Below are 19,575 nucleotides of genomic sequence, written 5' to 3'. Positions count from 1 at the left end.
TTTCGGCCTGTTCCACAAGAAAATTTATCTTTTGTGGAACCGGCATCTTGCCTGTTCCTAAAAACCTAATTGAGAATGGTGCAATATCTCAGATGCAACCGGAAACCCTCTCAAATGTCTCGAAACTATGACATCCTAATAGTTTTCCCACAAGTGTTACCGAATTTATTAGGGTGGTGTGATGAACTCCCTTGATTCGTTAATTGCCCGAAAACCTATACGATTGACCTACATTTTTAGGCATTCCGGTTTCAGAGTCTTGCTGTAACCAGGCGTGGGAGTCATAATCAGCGATCGATTGACAGCCACATTTGACACAAATGTGGTTCTGTTTTCCTTTTTTCTTAGTGTTTGTACGGATATGGGTTAATTTGCACTCGCTTTCATTGCATGGTGATTCGCCCTATTTATACTCTAATTATGCAAGGCCCAAATCTCCTATGAAGACTAACGGCGATCGCACTTCACTCTGTTTTGCCGGATTTTGCAGGAAACTGTAGAGCGATCGGACTCCTGACCGGAATGTTTAGCCCTCTTATTTTTAAGAAATGTTAATAAAAAATAACTTTTCTTTTTACACTGAAGTTTTTCTTAAATTTTCGGATATTATTATGTATTAGAGGATACATTTACTTAATTAATTAACAATTGCTAAAAAATAATTGAGTATTAATACTGACAAGAGGATGTAAGAATGATTAACTTACCGGGCTACGACATTACCAACCAAATCCATGAAAGTAATAATTCTTTAGTTTACCGGGGACTGAGAAAGCAAGACAAAAAACCGGTAATTATCAAATTTCTCAAACAAGATTATCCGATGCCAGCTTCGTTAGTCAGATACAAGCAGGAATACGAAATCACACACAATCTTAACCTAGAAAGTGTCCCTCAAACCTACAGCTTAGAAAGATACCATAACAGTTTGGCTATCATTTTCGAGGATTGTGGTGGAGACTCATTAAAGCTCTGGTTGGCTTCTCACAAACTTACCTTAGAAGAGTTTTTCTTAACAGCTATTAAAACAACCAGGGCTTTAGGTGAAATTCATCGACATAAAATTATTCATAAAGATATCAATCCCAGCAATATTATTATCAACTCAAGCACAGGGCGAGTTCAAATTATAGATTTTGGCATCTCTACTGTTTTAAAGCGCGAAAATCCTAGCCTGAAAAATCCTAATGTTTTAGAAGGCACTCTGAGCTATATATCGCCGGAACAAACAGGCAGAATGAACCGAGCGATAGACTACCGCACTGATTTTTACTCATTAGGAGTAACTTTTTACGAAATGCTAACGGGGCAAGTGCCCTGGGATTACAGCGATGCAATGGAATTAATCCACTGTCACATTGCCAAACAGGCAGTACCGCCCCACCAAATCAATCTAGAAATTCCTAAAGCTGTTTCTAATATTGTGATGAAGCTATTAGCGAAAACCGCTGAAGCCAGATATCAAAGCCCTTGGGGAATTATCGCTGACTTAGAAGAATGCCTAGAACAATTAAAAACTACGGGAGGAATTGCCGATTTTGCCATCGCCCAAAAAGATATTACAGATAAGTTTCAAATACCTCAAAAACTTTACGGCAGAGAAACAGAAGTTGAAACCTTATTAGCAGCCTTTGAGCGAGTCAGCAGAGGCAGCACCGAAATGATGCTAGTATCCGGTTACTCTGGCATTGGTAAATCCGCCTTAGTACAAGAAGTTTATAAACCAATTACTAAAGCCAGAGGTTATTTTATTGCCGGAAAATTCGACCAATTTCAACGAAATATCCCTTACGCCGCCGTTGTCAAAGCCTTTCAATCATTAGTCAAGCAACTCTTAACTGAAAGCCAAAATCAACTCAATACCTGGAAAGAAAAAATATTAGCTGCTGTTGGCGCTAATAGTCAAATCATTGTCGATGTCATTCCTGAAGTAGAATTAATCATTGGCCCACAGCCAGCCGTACAAGAATTAGGCGCTACAGAAGCACAAAACCGCTTTAATTTAGTATTTCAAAAATTCATCCGCGTCTTTTGTTCAGTTGACTATCCCTTAGTCATCTTTCTCGACGATTTACAATGGGCTGATGCCGCTACATTGAAATTGCTACAAGTAATGCTCGCCGATGAGCAAACCAACTATCTATTTCTAATTGGTGCTTATCGAGACAACGAAGTTAACCCATCTCATCCTTTAATGATGACTTTGGACGAGCTGCAAAATGAAGGTGCAAGCATCGAGCGAATTACTTTAGCTCCCTTACACCTTCACCACATAGTTAACTTAATTACTGATACCGTGCGTAAAGACCAAAAATCAGCGCTCCCCCTCGCCGAGTTAGTGGTCAGTAAAACTCAAGGCAATCCTTTTTTTGTCAATCAGTTTCTCAAAACTCTCTATCAAGAAAGCCTGCTGAGATTCAATTTTCATGAAAGAAACTGGGATTGGAATATTTCCGAAATTGAATCCGTAGGTATTACTGATAACGTCATTGAATTGATGATTGGGAAATTGAAAAGACTTCCCCAATCAACTCAGCAAGTTTTGCGTTTGGCTGCTTGCGTGGGTAATAGTTTTGACTTAAACACTCTTTCAATTATTAATGAAAAATCTTGGGGAGCCACGTTTCAAGAACTATTGCCAGCCATCCAAGAGGGATTAATCTTAACTACTTCTGAGTTAGGTGCTACCGAATCAGAAATAATTAACTCCGACTTGGTAATTACTACTTATAGATTTTTGCACGACCGCGTGCAGCAGTCAGGTTACGCTTTAATTGACTCAAAACTGCAAACAGCAATTCACCTACAAATTGGTCGTCTGTTACTGGCAAATATTTCTCCTGAGCGACGAGCCGAAAGAATTTTTGAAATTGCCGATCATTTAAATTCGGGTCGGAATTTAATCCTTGATGAACGCGAGAAAACTGAACTAGCTATTTTAAATTTAACAGCCGCTCGCAAAGCCAAAGATGCAACGGCTTATGCTGCTGCCAGAGATTACTTAAAATTCGGTCTAGAAATTTTACCGGGCGATATTTGGCAAGACTCCTACGAACTAGCTTTTACCTTTCATAAGGAGCTAGCCGAAGCCGAATATTTAAACGGCAATTTTGAAGAATCAGAAGCTTTAATAGAAGTGGCATTTGCCCAGGCTAAATCTGATCTAGAAAAAGCCGAAATTTACAACATTTTGATCGTGCAGTACACTCTGCTAAGTAAATATCAAGAAGCAATTCAATCGGGATTAAAAGCCCTTCAATTGCTGGGCATAGACTTGGATGAAGATAATTTAAGCGAGGCGGTTAATGCGGAAATGGCGGCAGCTAAAGCCAACTTGGCTAACCAAGAAATTGCTGCATTAATTAATGCCGACAAGATGAAAGATCCGGCTCAACAAATGGCCATGAAATTATTGGGAAACATGGGGCCGCTAACGTTCTTTTCATCTCAAGAGCTGTGGAAGTTGACTGTGATCAAAGCGATTAACCTTTCTCTCAAGTACGGTTTTGTAGCGGGAGGGTCTTACTGCTATTCATGTTATGGAATTATCCTGAATTCAATTTTAGGGGATTACCAATCGGCTTATGAGTTTGGCAGACTCGCTCTGACTCTCAGCGAAAATTCAAATAACTTGTCTCAAAACTGCCAAGATAGTGTGATTTTTGCCAATTACTTAAACTGCTGGGTGAGACCGCTCAAAACTACGGCGGAAATTAATAACGAAGGTTATAAAGTTGGCTTGCAATCTGGTAATTTGCAATGGACGGGTTATAACCGGATGTTTCAAACTATTACCTATTTCTTCCAAGGCATGAATTTGAATAACCTTTTGGAAGATATTGGCAAGTCGCTCCATTTCTGCTATCATACTAAAAATTTGTGGGCTATTGATATTATTATTGCTAATAAGATAGCAATTTTAAATTTGATGGGCGAAGAGGATGAAGTTAGCGAAAAACAGCATTTAGAAAATTTTCAGGACCGTAAAAGCATGGCAGCGCTGTGCGAGTTTTATGTTTTAAAAGCGCAGACTTTATATCTTTACGAACAGTATAGTGAGGCGCTAGAAGCATCTGAACGCGCGGCAGAGCTGATCGATTATTTGATGGGTCATATTTCTAGTGCTCATCATTATTTTTACCGTTGTCTGATTTTAACTGCTCTGTATTCAGAGGTTTCTGAATCGGAGCGAAAAGATTACTGGCAGCAATTAGAAGCTAATCAGAAACAAATCAAAGTTTGGGCGGACAACTGCTCGGAAAGTTTTGCACATAAGTTCTCGCTGGTGGCGGCAGAAATGGCGAGAATTTCAGGTCGAGATTTGGAGGCGATGGATTTGTACGATCGCGCGATAGCTGAGGCTAGAGAGCATGATTTTATTCAGAATGAAGCGCTGGCGGCGGAACTGGCTGCTAAGTTCTGGTTGGGGAAAGATAAAGAAGAATTTGCCCACATCTACTTGACTAAAGCCCACTATGGCTACCAATACTGGGGGGCTAAACGTAAAGTTGAGAGTTTGGAGGAAAAGTATCCCCAATTAATAGTGAGAACATCAGGAAAGACAACTACTCAAACAAAGGTTAACCGCACAACGACGGCGACTACTAGCAGTAATTTGGGTGAGACGCTAGATTTAGCTACGGTGATGAAAGCTTCTCAAGCGATTTCGGGTGAAATAGTTTTGAGTAGGTTGCTGGAAAGATTGATGAAAATTGCGATCGAGAATGCGGGGGCGCAAAAAGGTTTTTTGATTTTAGAAAAAGCGGGAAACTGGGCGCTAGAGGCGGAAGGTTCGGTGCAGGAGGATGAAGTTAGTGTGCTGCAATCGCTTCCTCTCAATCCGATAGCAGCTTCTGGGGGAACTCCTTTGCTGGCTTGTGCGATCGCCAATTATGTGATTCGCACCCAGGAAAATGTGGTGTTAAATAATGCGGCCCAAGAGGGACAATTTACCCGCGATCCTTATATTGCAGCCACTCAACCGAAGTCTATTCTTTGCACTCCTCTGCTGCACCAAGGTAAGCTGACAGGCATTCTTTATTTGGAAAATAACCTGACTGAAGGGGCTTTTACTACCGATCGCCTAGAATTGTTAAAACTGTTATCTGCCCAAATTGCTATTTCCATTGAGAATGCTCAACTTTACAAAAATTTACAGGAGTTTAATCAAAACTTAGAGCAATTAGTGAGCGATCGGACTCAACAATTATCGAACACCCTAGAGGCTTTAAAAGCCACCCAAACTCAGCTAGTCGAATCTGAAAAAATGGCATCTCTGGGAGGATTAGTTGCTGGTGTTGCCCATGAAATTAATACTCCCATCGGAGTGGGTGTCACGGTTGCTTCAGCTTTGGCAGAAAATACCACAGAATTTGCCTCTCTTTATAAAAGTGGCAAAATGAAGCGATCGGATTTAGAAGAATTTGTCGATATTGCTACCCAAAGCAGTAAGGCACTTCTAATTAACCTAGAGCGCGCGGCAGCATTGATTCAAAGCTTTAAGCAAGTAGCAGTAGATCGCTCTAGCGAAGAACGGCGTACTTTCCAGATCAGACCTTATCTTGATGAAATTTTATTACAATTAAAACCAAAGTTGAAAAATAGCCCACATTCGCTTAAAATTAAGGGAGATAGCAAAATTGCTATAGATTCTTATCCAGGAGCCTTGTCCCAAGTTGTGACAAACTTGCTAATCAATTCTCTGATTCATGCCTACGAACCAGGGATTTCTGGGGAACTAATCTTTGCTTGGGAGCAAGAAGGCAATCGGCTAAGGTTTGAATACGCCGATGAAGGTAAAGGTATTCCCCCAGAAAACTTAAGTAAAATTTTTGATCCATTCTTTACCACTAAGCGTGGTCAAGGTGGCAGTGGGTTAGGGTTACATATTGTTTACAATTTAGTCACCCAAAAACTAAAAGGTGAAATTGAATGTCTAAGTGAGGTGGGAAGAGGAACCAAGTTTATTATTAAATTACCGATGCAACTTGATTCACCAATGTAGAGTTACAATTCCGATTTCCTGGCCAAGATAACTAAGTAAGTTCACCTCATTAAAAGTAAAATAAGGATGACTGAAAAGGTTGCTGTCTAACTCTTCTCCCTTCTGCCTTTTGCTTAACAGGTTTTCTAACTTCAAACCTACACATTAGTAAAAAATAAAGGTGTACAGCAATGAAAAGTGATTTTGACGATTTCTTAACTCCACCATCTCCAGAAACAGTATACTTTGCCGAAGTAATGGACTCGGATGACGAGATATTATTTGCAGATGAAACCACAGAAGAAAAACTGAGTGAAAGCTGGAAAATTTTAGTTGTAGATGATGAGGCTCAAGTTCACACCGCTACCGAAATTTCACTAAGGAAGTTTGTCTTTGAAAATAAATCTTTAACCTTCATTAATGCTTACTCCGCTCGTGAAGCTAAACAGCTAATCCAAGAAAATCCTGATGTTGCCATCATCTTACTTGATGTAATTATGGAAACAGATGATGCTGGCTTAAACTTTGTTAAATATGTCCGAGAAGTTTTAGGCAATCATTTAGTGCGAATTATTTTACGCACGGGTCAACCCGGACAAGTACCTGAAAAAAGCATTATTATCAATTACGATATTAATGACTATAAAACTAAAACTGAATTAACGACATCAAAGCTATACACTACGATTCTAACAGCTTTGAGAAGTTTTTCTCTGAGTCAGAGTTTGCAGGCTGAAATAGAGCGACGCGAACAAGTAGAGAAAGCACTCCGTCTCAGTGAAGAAAAAGAGCACCAAAAATCTGTTGCCTTAGATCATTTTGTCAAAGAACTCCAAGAAACACAACTCCAGCTAGTTCAAAGTGAAAAAATGTCTAGTCTCGGTCAATTAGTTGCAGGTGTGGCTCATGAAATTAACAATCCGGTTAACTTTATTTACGGCAATCTCTCCCACGCCAACGACTATATTAAAGAACTCATTAATATGGTGAATCTTTACCAAAGGTATTACCCGCAACCCGAAGCAGAAATTATCCATGAAATAGAAGATGGAGAGTTGCCATTTATCATAGATGATTTACCAAAATTGCTTTCTTCCATGCAGTTAGGGATCGAACGCATTCGCAATATTGTTCACTCTCTACGCAATTTTTCTCGGTTGGATGAAACTGAAATTAAATCAGTCGATATCCACGAAGGCATTAATAGCACTTTGATGATCTTACAGCACCGACTAAAGGCTAAGTCCGATCGCCCTGCTATTAATGTGATAAAAGACTATGGTGCATTGCCGCTGGTGAACTGTTATGCCGGTCAGCTCAATCAGGTGTTTATGAACCTTTTAGCGAATGCTATAGATGCTTTAGAAGAGCGGCTAAGTAGAGAAAGAGGAGATGGTGCAGTTTTTCACCCCCAGATTTTGATTCGGACTGAAGTTGTACCAGGCAATTCCCATGACAACATTAGCTCGGATTCCCGCATCCTGATAACAATTGCTGATAATGGTTTGGGCATGACAGAAACAGTTCGTGCTAAACTTTTCACTCCCTTTTTTACTACTAAACCCATAGGAAAAGGTACAGGCATGGGATTGTCAATCAGCCGAAAAATTCTAATAGAAAAGCACTGTGGTCAATTGGAGTGTATTTCTAAGCCAGAGCAGGGAACGCAGTTTATTATTGAGCTGCCGACTATCTGTAAATGCACTAACATCGCCGCCCTAGCGAATGCCTAGAAAACTCATCGGGCTGAATTGATCGTATACCGTTTTTCAGTTGCATGAGAATAGGGTAATTGCTAATTGGTAATTGCTCATTAATCAAAATTATGACTGAATTTTTCCCCGCAGCAAGTCCCCCCCTTCTGGGGTCGGGATAGCCACTGCGGCTTTAGCCACATTCTTCTAACTTAGAGCAGATTACAGGTTTATGAAGTAAACCCCTGATGGCTCAATCCCCGTAGGGGAATGGCATTGCCGTGTCTAAAGCTGCACTTCATAAAGCTGGGATACGCTGTAATTGTATTGGTTTTCAATATATAGCCTTTCTCAGTAACATGAGGTGCTCACGCGGGCATAGGGCATAGGGCATAGGGCATAGGGCATAGGACAAAGCCCCCATACCTCACAACGCTTGAGAACCGCTATATTTTTTAACAATATGTTCGCAGACGTTACCAACTGTGTCGTAAAAATACAGCATAAGCTGTTCTGCCTTTAAATTGTATGTCAAAAAAATTTAAAGTCTTGTGGGGAGTAGGGGTTGGGCGTCCCGCCCGCCCTGAATATACAGTTTAAATGCGCGACAGCTTATTCCATATACAGCGTATTCTAGGTTTATGAAGTGCACCCCAGAAACCGGGTTTCTTTACAGTTCTCGTATCATTACTGATTCTGTTGCTCGAAACCCGGTTTCTCGCGATCTACATCTACATGGAATATGCTGTATCACAATAGTTGAGGGCGAAAATACAAGGTTAAGACATTATTTAGCTCGTGTGAAACCAAAAAATATTTGTTATTCTCACTCAGGCAACTTGTTGCTAAGACATTCCCTTCGATTTTTAATTCACTATCTAAAATCTGCCGCTCTTTCAATTCCATATCAAAATCAAAGAAATTATTTGGCTCCTATGCGATCGCCCGCGTTGCTTAGTGATACCCTAATTGAGCAACGGCTTTTTTTGTAAAATCATCTGCTCAAGGTTCTTCCCTCAGATGCAAATGTCGCCCTATTTCTTGATGACATACGTGCCAAAAATACAGTGTTAAATTCAGAAGGGCTAATAATTTAGTGCCATCTTCTAACATCGCGTGTACTCCTAGACTTTGAGACTCCAAACGATCCTCAAAGCGTGAGATAGCAAACAAGAGGAATGCTGCGACTAATGGCAGGTAAGGAGTGGTTTTGATGTATCGCCAAAACTTAACTCCGTAAAGGAAAACAGCACTACCATAACATAAATTAATTAATTTGCTAGATATTCCCAATCGAGAAAGAATCAAAGTCATCCGAAACCTGTCATCCAGGAAAAAGACTCCGAGTAGTAAAGCACTAAAAAATAAGAAGATCGCCGATCGACTCCGCGGGTCTTTTTGGCGCACCACTCCGAAAGTAAATGCACAAATTGCGACTGGGATGCACCATAGGACTTCGGAAACTCCGGTGAGAATGCCTTCGTAAGGGAACCAGAAATTAAAAGGATCGCTAAACAGGCGTTCAACTCCGTCTCCCTGGTTGTAGAGTTTGGCGTATACGCTCAGCGCGCCCAAAATCAGAACAGTCAGAATGTTAAAAGCAGCTAAAAACCGTACACGAAAAAAGTGTTTTTTGAAAACTTCTAAAGAATTTGAAAAATTGGGAATTTTATCGAAGAAAGGCAGATGCTTCATAAAAAATGTCTCCAAGCAATAGAGTTCGTTACTTATTCACGGGTAGCCAAACCACAAAGGTAGTGCCGCGATTGGTTGGATATAAATGAGTTTCCGCCGAGGGCAGCCATTCAGGATTGACTGGGGAAAATACTTCTATTTCTCCTTGCATTTGGCGGACTAAATCGCGGGCGATCGCCAAACCCAATCCTGTGCCGGGAATTTCTGTCTGCGCTTTTTCTCCCCGGTAGTGCCGCTCAAATAAATGCTCTAAATCTTGGGGGGGAATGCCGGAACCTGTGTCGCTGACGGCAACTGCTATGGCAGGCAATTGGCTGTATCCTGCCCGATCGCCATCCGCTGCTTTGTACCTTACTTTAATATAAATTTGGCGGCCTGCAGGGGTATATTTCAAAGCATTGTCAATTAAATTGCTCAAAACTTCGCGCAAAGCTCGATCGTTCGCGGAGACTGGTGGCAAATCCGCCTCGATGTCGGCTACCAATTTCAGATGCCTTTCGGATGCGATCGCCTCGGCGGAAGTTAACAGCGGTTTTAAGACTTCTGTAACAAAACAGGATTCCTGGACATTGGCCGCAGGTGACAGCGACAGGGGAGAATGCCGGATTGATTCGACATTGGACATTGCTTTTTCTGAAGTGCCCGATCGCAGTTTTAGATGTGCTTCGCCGGTGTCAACAGTTCGATCGAACTGGCTGAGCAACTCTTGCAGCCGATCGCTCTCTCGGACAATACTAAAAGCCACATTGCGGTTTTTGTCTTCCGGTACCAGCCGCCGTGCTAACAGCTTGCCAAAAGTTCGCAACGCTGTCAGCGGACTTTTGAACTGATGCAGCAAATTGTGCATCGTGTCGTAAACCTGAGCCTGGATTTGCCGACTCGTACCCAATTCCTGCTGCATCCACTGCGATCGCTGGTCTAAAATGCAGGCTAGGGCTAAGGTGCGAGCAATTTGTTGTATTTGAGCCTCCTCTCGCTCGTTCCAAGGCCTGTCTTGCCTACCGCTGACTAGAAGTCCCATTACAGCTCCCTCGTGTATCAGAGGCGTCACAATTTGCATCCGCTGCTGCCACACATTCTCCGGGCCTTGGCACTGATGGGAAGTGCGCTCCTTACCCGGAAGTCGATCGGGTGCGATCGCCCCTACCGTTGATTCTTCCACAGGCCGAACAGGTGGCGCCAGCAGTCGCGGTACCGGTTTCACTGTCGAGCTTTCGGGAGATTGCAACCTCAACCCCTGATTTTCTTCCGATTCGGCTGAGGTTTCTGGGTAAACTGCGATCGGCACCAACTTTGCTTCGCTGCCTTCTACGATCTCTTGTGTCAGGTATACCGCGCTGAATTCCGCTCCCAAACTAACGGCGATGGCTACCTGCGAGCGGCAAAGTTTGACAAATTCTGAACTGGCTGGCATTAACATGAGCGCCACATTAAGATATCTAACGGAATTCTAAGTAAATTACAAACGATCGGCGGCCGATTACTGATGAGAGACTTCTAGATTTCAGGTTTCTTCCCTTTGATAGAAGACAGCTATGTTGAAGGCATGGGGCTTTCATGAACCAAAATTGCCCCGCCTCGCCGTCGGCGCAGCTTCCACCGATCCCCAAGCTTGGCTCTTGCCGGAACTTGCGGCCAACCATACCACAACCGCTACAGTTTTGTCGATCGGCACGAATGTTAAGATTATGTCGATATATTAAAAACAGTTGATTTTTTGAGCTAGAACGGATATACTGGCCTCGGATTTGGTAGCTATCATTACAACCTGTCTGCTCATACTGTCTGCTCACAGAGGAGGTAAAGAAATTGGCCAGGAGACGCAAACGCAAGAGTCGCCGCCGACAAGAAGGACGCAGAATTTTAGAGTGTGTGCCTCAATATAGCATCGAGAGCGGCGAAGATAAACCCGTAACAGCGGCTCGCAAGTTCATCCATGCAGAAGGCATTGCTCCCCCAGCTTTGCTGTTAGTCAAGCGTAACGAGCATACCACTGACAGATACTTCTGGGCTGAAAAAGGTTTATTTGGAGCCCAATACGTAGAAGAAAACCATTTCTTGTTTCCCAGCTTAAAGGTGATGTTGGAAGCTACCACAGAAAAAATTCCTGTGGTGTCAGCCAGCCGCGCATAGCTCAAAATGTTTAGCTCAAAACATTGACAGCAATGTTTTTCTAAGTCTTTTAACAAAAGCGCGAGAGTTCTCATTGTCTGGAGAGTGCCAACTGAAATTTCTGCGAAAAGTCCTTAGAAATTAGGGTATAAGGAGCCATCGCAACAGGCGTGATCGCACCCCAAGGGCGATCGCCACAATTGGCACTTTCACGATAATGGTTTTTTTTGATTGACTGTTTTGTCGATCGAACAAGTGGATCAAAAAAACAGCCACGGGTTTATCAACGAGAAAGCCGCTCTTGAGTTATGGGTTTGTCAGCTAGAAGTCTAACTACGGCATCTAGCATATCAAAAAACGTTCCGCGTCAAACTTTTAATCGATCAGTTTCAAATCTAAAGCTTTTTGCATGGCTGCTAGTTCATCCCGGTGAGCTCTGACAGTAACAAAGCTCTTGGTTGGGCTTCCCGACTCAGCAACTGATTCGAGTTTGAGCGAGACTTGCTCAGAGCGTCCAGCTTTTTTCCAGTAAAATACCCCCGCCAGCGGGGACAGCAGTACCAAAGCTAGGAAAATTTGACCTTGTTGGGGAACTAGCATTCCCAAAACCAGTCCCAAGCACAGAGCGCCGCCTGCACTCAGCAGAGTTAGAAAAATAGCTAGAAACCAACTCGGCCTGACAAAACCCTCAAACGTGACTTTATAGTTGGGGGCATCGACGGCTGCAACTCGGTAAGCTCTCTGGGCAAAATACTGTTGTAAGTCGGTTAACAGTGACTCTTGGGCGCTCTCGGAAGCCAGCTTGACTTGTTCGATTCGATCTTTGACTGAAGCCTTGATGAAGAAAAACAAGCCAACAGCCAGCAGTAGCGTTAGCACAAAGGTAGAAGGAAGAACAGCAGTATCCATCGGTAGAAGTTTGTGTAATTTAAATGATCTACTATTACTTTACAGAACTTTACATACGAAAGCGATCGAGGACTTACGCAGACACTTTGTTATCAAAATTCGCAGAAAGCTTCTTCTGCAAGGCGTTTTGCTCTCCATCACCCAATTCCCCTATCTCCCCATCATCCCTAATTCTCAAGTGACCGTGCGTAAGTCCTGACGTTGTGTAGCTGCTTTAATCGGTGTGCGGCGGGCGATCGAGCAAAGCGAAGGCAATCAGGCAAATCGCTTTGCAAGTAGCGCCAGCATCTCCAGGGTTTAGGCATCCGATTCCAACTCGGCTAACCCGTCTGACCAGTTTCTAAGGCGCGGGAACGACGCTCGGACGCGCCGTTTCCCTGACCAATGTACTCATGCCAGAGACGAGCGAGGTCTTGAGCTTGGTGCCGCCACTCAGGGAGGATTTGATACATCCGACGGGGGCGGCCACGTCCTTCTACTTTTTTCCAGTAACCGGTGATTACGGCTTCATCTTCGAGGAATTTCAGAGCGCTGTAGAGAACGGTATCAGAAAGTCGGTAGATGGGGAATTCCCTCTCTAGTTGGCCAATCAGTTCTGTACCGTAGGAATCTCCGCGCAATAACACGGAAAGAATGTAACACACAGCTAATTCCTTGTTTAGATAAACAGGAGGGGGGTCTTGAAAAAATTGATAGATATGTTCAAACTTCATCTGTCTTGTCCGCTGGAAACTCTCGTGATACCGTCAGGTTAACGGGAGAGGAAAGCGGGGCGGGGTGTGCCGCTTCCTAATGATTAAGTGGGACACCGGGGAAACAGAGGTGCAGTATTTCCCCAGTGAATGTTGATAGCCCCAAACGCTTGTCCTGCACTTCGGTAATGTTTGCCTGCGGCTTGGTTGAGCAGCGCGGGCGTAACTAGCGCAATTTTTTTCCTCTTCCAATGTATCGCAGCGACTATTGTCAAGTGTGCGATCGCCTGCAAGAGTTGGCAGTTACTTTGGGAGTTAGTGTGTTAACTGAATTTGCAGTTGATGTTTGCGTTCAAGCGCAGGCTTTAAACCGAACTCAGGCCTAACATAGCCCGCAGTGTAAAAGTTAGAAAGACAAAAGTCGCTACAATCGAACTAATCAGGGCGATCGCAGTTGCCGGTCGATCGAGCAGGGGTTTGAGTCGCTCGAACAGGAAAAAGAAAATTCCCAGGCATATCGTAATGAAAAAGCGCGGGTAGCGAGAGACGTTATTAATAAAATCTTGCATGAGCTTGGTGGGGTAAAGTGTCACAGCACAATCTTTGACTGGTAACACTTGTGAGCGAGTTAGACAATTTTGGCACAGCCGGAGCTAAATCTGCCGATCGGGCGATCGGGCATTTTTGCCGGCGAGGCTGACATATATAATTCTAACGAAAACTTTTCGCCGATCGCTCCGGCACTGTCTGTTTAATGCCACGCGACCTCCGGTAAGAACTTCAGAAGTATTTCTATTGAGTTCTAGTTGTGATAAATATTAGAGGGCCGTTATTTCTAGATAAATGTCTGCTGCCGCACCTTCTTTCGTCTTGCCACGTCCCTTTCTGAAATGGGCAGGAGGCAAAACTCGGTTGATTGGACAATATCAACCTTATTTTCCTGAAAAGTTCACCACTTACTACGAGCCTTTTTTGGGCGGCGGAGCTGTATTTTTTTACTTAGCACAGCAGCACCCTGGTTTGCAAGCTGTTTTAACAGATATTAATCCTGAGTTGATTAATGCTTATCGCTGTGTCAGGGATAAAGTTGAGGAACTGATTCTACTTTTAGAGGAGCATCAGTTAGAACATACCAAGGCCAATAAAGATTATTATTACTGGGTGCGATCGCGCTCCTACACAACAGATACAGAAAAAGCAGCACGCCTGATTTACCTAAATAAAACTTGTTACAACGGCCTCTACAGAGAAAACTCAAAAGGTGAATTTAATGTTCCCATAGGTCGATACAAAAATCCTAACATTTGTCAAGCAGATTTACTGCGATCGGTCTCATCTTTACTCGCGCCCGCTCAAATTGAAGTCAGAAAATTCGATGAAATTTTGGATTTTGCTACCAGCAGCGAAGACTTTGTTTATTTTGACCCGCCTTATTATCCAATCAGTGCCACCAGTAACTTCACGACTTACAGCCGAGATAATTTCAAAGAATCGGAACAGCTTAAACTGAGAGATATTTTTGCCCAACTAGCAGAACGGGGCGTGAAAGTTATGCTGTCTAATTCAAACTGCGATTTTATCGAAAAAATCTACAGCGATACTCAACTTTTCCCAAATAAATCTCTGCCCAAGCTCATTGAAATCTCAGCATCTAGAGGAATTAATTCTAATAGTTTCAAACGCGGAAAAATCAAGGAATTATTAATACGTTTATTTTAAATCTTATTTAAGCCAAGTCTCTAATTAAGGAATGAGAATTAAATAACTTACAATGCGTGATGGTTCTTGTGGGATGGGCGTCCCGCCCGTCCAGAAAGGGCGGGCTAAGAGTGCCCAACCCATACTCCCCACAAACTTGTGTAAATTATTTAATTCGCGATCCTAAGCATATTTTGTAGGAGCAATACCTAGTTTCGCCAGACGCGGCCAAGTTCCGTAATTTCTGTTACAGATATTTGTTAGCCCAGGTAATAAAACCTTCGAGCTTGTGAACTGCCAACAGATTTTGATTGTCAGGAATTTGTTTTTTAAACCAGTCGATCGAACCTTGTCTCATACCATCACCGCCCACTATAACAATAGTAGGAACCCGATAGCAATTTTTAATATTTAAATTGAGGTAAGGATACTTCTCGTCTACTGAACCTTTGTCTTCTTGCCACTTGCACTCAACAATTAGACCCAGAGGAAATAAACCGCAACCAACAATATAAAAATCGACATTTATTTCAGTTTCATAAATGCTAGACCCGATATAAACCTGTTTAGCATATCGCTTGGGATTTTCAGTAGAGATTAAGAGCCAATCTCGCTTGCGCTTTTTCGGCAACTGGGGACATATTTCGAGATATCCGTGGCCTCTCAACGTACCTTCTACAGTTGTTTCTAAAACAAAACCAGTTTTATTGGCTCTAAAACCCCTATTCATTTTGTTGCCTCCTGAATATAATTTGAATTAAGCCGATCGCACTTGAATCACCCCTCGGTCGAAAACCCGTTTGTCAGTACCGATAGAACTGACAAACATCCTGTCTTCATAGACATCAAACGTCGCAAAACTCAGGCGGCTAGCAGAATACTCCGTCCACTCAGAACGACTCACCGGACGAGTGCCACCGCCGGCACCGCAAATTAAATAAGTCGTACCGTTAATCGAGCGAGTGCGTTCGTAACTGTGCTCGTGTCCGTTGATATAAAGCTGCACGCCGTACTTTTGAAACAAAGGTGTCAAAGTCTTAATAAAAGATTGATCCGATCCGTAGACGCCAGAGGAATAAATCGGGTGGTGGCCGAACACAACTTTCCAAGGTGCGGTGCTCTGACTCAACTCTTTTTCCAGCCAAACAAGCTGCTTTTCCCAGTCAGCATTGTGATTGGTATCTAAAGCAAAAAACTGTACCGGATCGCGCCGAAAAGTATAGTAGCGACCTTGCATATTAAAACCCGCATATTTAACTTGCGGATCGCCGTTAGCAGTGCGGATATCGTGATTTCCCAGACAAGCATAAAATTTTACACCTTGCTGTAATAAGGGCTGATAAGGTCGCTCGAAAACAGCATTAATTTTTTCAATTTCGCCGTTATTGTAGATATTGTCGCCGGCGAGAACAGTAACATTAAAAGGGTTTTCCCGGTGATATTGCGCCATCGCCTCAGCGACAGCATACTGACCTTCAGCGCCGGTACCGGTGTCGGCTACCGAAATAAAGCGTAAAATAGGCGGTGAGGCCGGCAAAGGGACGATCGCCCTTTCTGCCTCAACGTTAGAAGGGACAGCAGCGTTGGCATCTGTACCCCAGGCACTCCGAAGCTGCAACATTTTCCAGACTCCGGCAAAACCTAAGCTGCTGAGACTGCCTAAAATTAGAAAGTGACGGCGTTTGATGCTCATTTTGATTCAGTTACAACTAATGAAATGATAAATTAAGGTTGAGATGGCTCAACTAAAAATTTATCGCTTTTAGATATATTTGCAACGCCCCAAGGCAGAGAAAATGTCAGAAGAACAACTAAACCAGTCAACTCCAGAACCCTCTCAATCTCCGACACCGGAGGTTGATTCGGCCCCAAAGTCTGCCCCCACTGGCAGCAAAACTCAAAATGCCAGCAGCGCGGTTCCCAAAAATCAGAGAATCAAAACTTTGATGGCATCGATTGGGAATTTGGGAAAAAAAGGCAAAAAATTACCAGCCGAACCCCCGTTGCAGCAAGTAAAGCCGATCGCGCCCACCGCTTCTGACTCAGCAACAGTAACTCCTCCCGCTGTTGCTGCGGAAGTTAACAGCGTGCCACCAAAAGTTGCTGTAAAAGTTGATAAAAAGCCTGTATCCCAACGCAGGGAAGGGAGCTTTTTACAGAACGTCGGTGTACTTTGGCAAAGTATTGTGCGGCTAGTGCGATCGCTACTGCCACCATCTACGAACCAGAAGCTGTCCGATCCAATTTTAAACGCCGCCATAGCAGCAATTCTAATCGTTGCAGTCGGTTTAACTCTCAACAGTTTCTCGCCAAAACCGCCGGAGAAAGTAGCAAAAGTGCCTTTGCCAGCAGCGCAGCAGTCGCCGCAAACTTTTGATGATTTTCTGGCATCGGGAACGCCGAAATCGCCAGAGGCGATCGTACCATCTGAGCCAATCTCTGCTAACTTCAAAAGCAAGTTGCCCGATTTAGTGGCGCCGGAAAAACCCCAACCAGTAGAAATTATCCCACCGCCACCGCTGACGCCCGAACAGTCTCTGATTGCTGCGATTCAAAATCAAGTTACTGACATTAAGAATCGACTGGGCGGCGGTTTAGTTGAGTCTGTTCAAGCTAATTTTTCCAGCAGCATTTTGACAGTAAAAGTCGCTGAAGATTGGTACAAACTCAGCGTAGTTGAGCAAAATCAACTAGCAACGAAGATGTGGAAGGAGGCTAACTCACTCGATTTCAGCAAGTTAGAAATTGCGAATATGGAAGGCAAGTTAATAGCTAGAAGTCCGGTTGTGGGTTCGGAAATGATTATTTTAGACAGAGGGATTAATTAGAATTTAAATAGTCTGTATCGGTACACCATCTTACCAGCCTTAAAGTCCAGGACGCATAACATAATTATGTAGCGTGCTCCCTGCGTACCTTACGGCTGTTGATTTTTTGGAGGAATCTCGAACTTTTAAAAGTTCCGAGAGAATGCTATAGCAAAACCATTTGATTTGTAAACAATGGGTTCAATCATCACAAACGTTTCAGGTCGTTCTACATTCACGACTCCAATAGACTTGCTATAAGTAACCACACAAAATTAATTACATAAAGACTCCTTGCTAGGCAAGGGTTTCAGTAGAAATATTGTGTAATTAATTCTGCACACCTACTTACGATGAGTCGTTAATTAGCGATCGCATTTTTGTAAACAACATTCGCCGTTCTTAAATTCCCCATAACTTATGCCAAGACGTTTATCTGTTCTTCTACCAACAATCTTAGTATGCTGCATACCAATATGTTTGTTTGTCGCAGTTGCGAGTATTGGTTATATAATATTAATTCCAGCTTTTATAGCAGGATCGTTACTTGGCCCTCTCACGCTACTTTATTTAGTATCTAACCAACTGCCATTGATTGTTGCTGTACTCATCCTGACAGCTTTATTGATAACAATGATCCTAGCTCACCCAATAAAAATTCGCCCTTGGGCGGCTACCATAACCGTAATTGGTGTCTGCATCTGGATGACGATTGGCTTTTTTTCTATTTCGATAGTCTTAAGTATGGCGGCTGCCTAAATAAACTTAGGGGGAGAGCCACCCTAACTCTCCCCTTACTTATATTTACGCCTTGTAGAACGATCGCTCTGGAATATATTACTCAACCAGCCATTGATATAGCAAGTCTATTGGAGTCGTGAATGTAGAACGACCTGAAACGTTTGTGATGATTGAACCCATTGTTTACAAATCAAAAGGTTTTGCTATAGCATTAAATCATATCATGTCAGCGGTCACGACCACCATTAAAGAGTTTTGTACTGAGGACTTCAGCTCTCATAAAATTACTAGGAATAAAGTCCTCACTACAAACCTTAGAACGCTTATTTACCCGACATTAAATTAATAACTTTGAGGAAGATTGAAAAATGACAATTTTAACTCAAGCCGAACAACTAGAAATTGAATATCCCAGCAGCGACGGAGAGCCGATGGCTGAAAGCGACATCACGCGCGATTACATGACTTACAGCGTAGAAGCTGTCAAGCTTTACTTTCAAGAACGTTCGGATGTTTACGTGTCAGCCAATTCTTTCATTTATTATGAACAAGGGAACAACCAAGCGGTTGTTGCTCCCGATATTTATGTGGTGTTTGGAGTTGCCAACCGCAAAAGGGATAATTATAAAGTTTGGGAAGAAGGCGGAATTACTCCCAATTTTGTGTTAGAAATTACTTCGGAAACAACTCATACGAAAGACCAAGAAACCAAACGGGAAATTTATCTGGCTTTGGGAGTTAGGGAATATTTTCAGTACGATCCGTCGGGAGATTACCTAAATCCAATTTTACAGGGAGTACGTTTAATAAACAATCAGTATGAGCCGATTGCAGCCAACAATATCGCTTTCGATACGCTGTGGTTATTCAGTGAAGTGCTGGGACTGGAATTGCATCTAATTTCAGGAGAATTGAGGTTTAGAGTTCCTGAAACGGGTGAGTTTTTGAAGACTCATAAGGAAGAAAAACTGGGACGAGTGGCAGCGGAGTCAACATTGCGCCAGCTCGTAACTCAACTCTTAAATTCTGGAATGAGTCTGGAACAGGTAGCGCAAATGATGAATTTATCAACCGTGGAAGTGAGACGATTGGTAGGGGAAAACTTTTGATCGATCGCACTTTTCCCAGATATCAAGAATAGTGCGATCGAAGTATAGGACAAAATGAGAACAGTCAACAGTCAACAGTCAACAGTCAACAGTCAACAGTCAACAGTCAACAGTCAACAGTCAACAGTCAACAGT

At 42.9% G+C, this 19,575-nt stretch carries 14 protein-coding genes and 1 pseudogene; 8 read left to right on the top strand and 7 right to left on the bottom strand.

Annotated elements, in window-relative coordinates; translation table 11 throughout:
• Positions 1 to 694: 694 nt before the first annotated feature.
• From QUB04_RS24415 to QUB04_RS24405, 3 genes and pseudogenes are all read left to right on the top strand, one after another.
• The gene (locus QUB04_RS24415; RefSeq protein ID WP_333288337.1) at positions 695 to 6,004 is read left to right on the top strand and encodes an ATP-binding sensor histidine kinase; all 5,310 of its coding nucleotides are present in this window, start codon (positions 695 to 697) and stop codon (positions 6,002 to 6,004) included.
• Between the two features lie 170 nt (positions 6,005 to 6,174).
• Complete coding sequence (locus tag QUB04_RS24410) at positions 6,175 to 7,716, top strand: ATP-binding protein (RefSeq protein ID WP_333139615.1); 1,542 nt, start codon at positions 6,175 to 6,177, stop codon at positions 7,714 to 7,716.
• 710 nt (positions 7,717 to 8,426) lie between these two features.
• Positions 8,427 to 8,669, top strand: a pseudogene (locus QUB04_RS24405) (hypothetical protein); the annotation flags it as partial.
• A gap of 10 nt (positions 8,670 to 8,679) precedes the next feature.
• Here QUB04_RS24405 and QUB04_RS24400 read toward each other — a convergent pair.
• Complete coding sequence (locus tag QUB04_RS24400; protein WP_333288335.1) at positions 8,680 to 9,372, bottom strand: hypothetical protein; 693 nt, start codon at positions 9,370 to 9,372, stop codon at positions 8,680 to 8,682.
• A gap of 28 nt (positions 9,373 to 9,400) precedes the next feature.
• Positions 9,401 to 10,786 carry a HAMP domain-containing sensor histidine kinase gene (locus QUB04_RS24395; protein WP_333288333.1) on the bottom strand — a complete coding sequence of 462 codons (1,386 nt, stop codon included), beginning with the start codon at positions 10,784 to 10,786 and terminating at the stop codon, positions 9,401 to 9,403.
• Positions 10,787 to 10,907: 121 nt separating this feature from the next.
• Between QUB04_RS24395 and QUB04_RS24390 the strand changes: the two genes are divergently transcribed.
• The gene (locus QUB04_RS24390) at positions 10,908 to 11,075 is read left to right on the top strand and encodes a hypothetical protein (protein ID WP_333288331.1); all 168 of its coding nucleotides are present in this window, start codon (positions 10,908 to 10,910) and stop codon (positions 11,073 to 11,075) included.
• A 106-nt stretch (positions 11,076 to 11,181) separates the two neighbouring features.
• Positions 11,182 to 11,505, top strand: coding sequence for a DUF3155 domain-containing protein (locus QUB04_RS24385; RefSeq protein WP_006635576.1), 324 nt, complete (start codon positions 11,182 to 11,184; stop codon positions 11,503 to 11,505).
• Positions 11,506 to 11,859: 354 nt separating this feature from the next.
• On the opposite strand, the gene QUB04_RS24380 is transcribed toward QUB04_RS24385, so the two are convergent.
• The 3 genes from QUB04_RS24380 to QUB04_RS24370 form a co-directional block, all read right to left on the bottom strand.
• Entirely contained in the window at positions 11,860 to 12,393 is a 534-nt protein-coding gene (locus QUB04_RS24380; protein WP_333288329.1) for a cofactor assembly of complex C subunit B, read from the bottom strand.
• 320 nt (positions 12,394 to 12,713) lie between these two features.
• Positions 12,714 to 13,106 carry a PadR family transcriptional regulator gene (locus QUB04_RS24375; protein ID WP_333139606.1) on the bottom strand — a complete coding sequence of 131 codons (393 nt, stop codon included), beginning with the start codon at positions 13,104 to 13,106 and terminating at the stop codon, positions 12,714 to 12,716.
• Positions 13,107 to 13,450: 344 nt separating this feature from the next.
• A complete protein-coding gene (locus tag QUB04_RS24370) occupies positions 13,451 to 13,654 on the bottom strand; it encodes a DUF751 family protein (RefSeq protein WP_190657763.1) in 204 nt (67 codons plus the stop codon).
• A 274-nt stretch (positions 13,655 to 13,928) separates the two neighbouring features.
• Here QUB04_RS24370 and QUB04_RS24365 point away from each other — a divergent pair, with 274 nt between their 5' ends.
• Positions 13,929 to 14,804, top strand: coding sequence for a DNA adenine methylase (locus QUB04_RS24365; RefSeq protein ID WP_333288327.1), 876 nt, complete (start codon positions 13,929 to 13,931; stop codon positions 14,802 to 14,804).
• Between the two features lie 226 nt (positions 14,805 to 15,030).
• Here the strand turns inward: QUB04_RS24365 and QUB04_RS24360 are convergent, their stop codons facing one another.
• Positions 15,031 to 15,513 carry a PD-(D/E)XK nuclease superfamily protein gene (locus QUB04_RS24360; RefSeq protein ID WP_333139600.1) on the bottom strand — a complete coding sequence of 161 codons (483 nt, stop codon included), beginning with the start codon at positions 15,511 to 15,513 and terminating at the stop codon, positions 15,031 to 15,033.
• A gap of 27 nt (positions 15,514 to 15,540) precedes the next feature.
• The gene (locus QUB04_RS24355) at positions 15,541 to 16,476 is read right to left on the bottom strand and encodes a metallophosphoesterase (protein WP_333288325.1); all 936 of its coding nucleotides are present in this window, start codon (positions 16,474 to 16,476) and stop codon (positions 15,541 to 15,543) included.
• A gap of 103 nt (positions 16,477 to 16,579) precedes the next feature.
• Between QUB04_RS24355 and QUB04_RS24350 the strand changes: the two genes are divergently transcribed.
• Positions 16,580 to 17,611 carry a hypothetical protein gene (locus QUB04_RS24350; protein ID WP_333288323.1) on the top strand — a complete coding sequence of 344 codons (1,032 nt, stop codon included), beginning with the start codon at positions 16,580 to 16,582 and terminating at the stop codon, positions 17,609 to 17,611.
• Between the two features lie 1,088 nt (positions 17,612 to 18,699).
• On the top strand, positions 18,700 to 19,440 hold the full coding sequence (locus QUB04_RS24345) for a Uma2 family endonuclease (RefSeq protein WP_333288321.1): 741 nt from the start codon (positions 18,700 to 18,702) through the stop codon (positions 19,438 to 19,440).
• Positions 19,441 to 19,575 lie beyond the last annotated feature (135 nt).

The organism is Microcoleus sp. D2_18a_B4 (assembly GCF_036702475.1).
GTDB lineage: Bacteria > Cyanobacteriota > Cyanobacteriia > Cyanobacteriales > Microcoleaceae > Microcoleus.
Note: the sequence above shows the minus strand (reverse complement) of the source record. Positions and strands in the feature narration are given on the sequence as shown.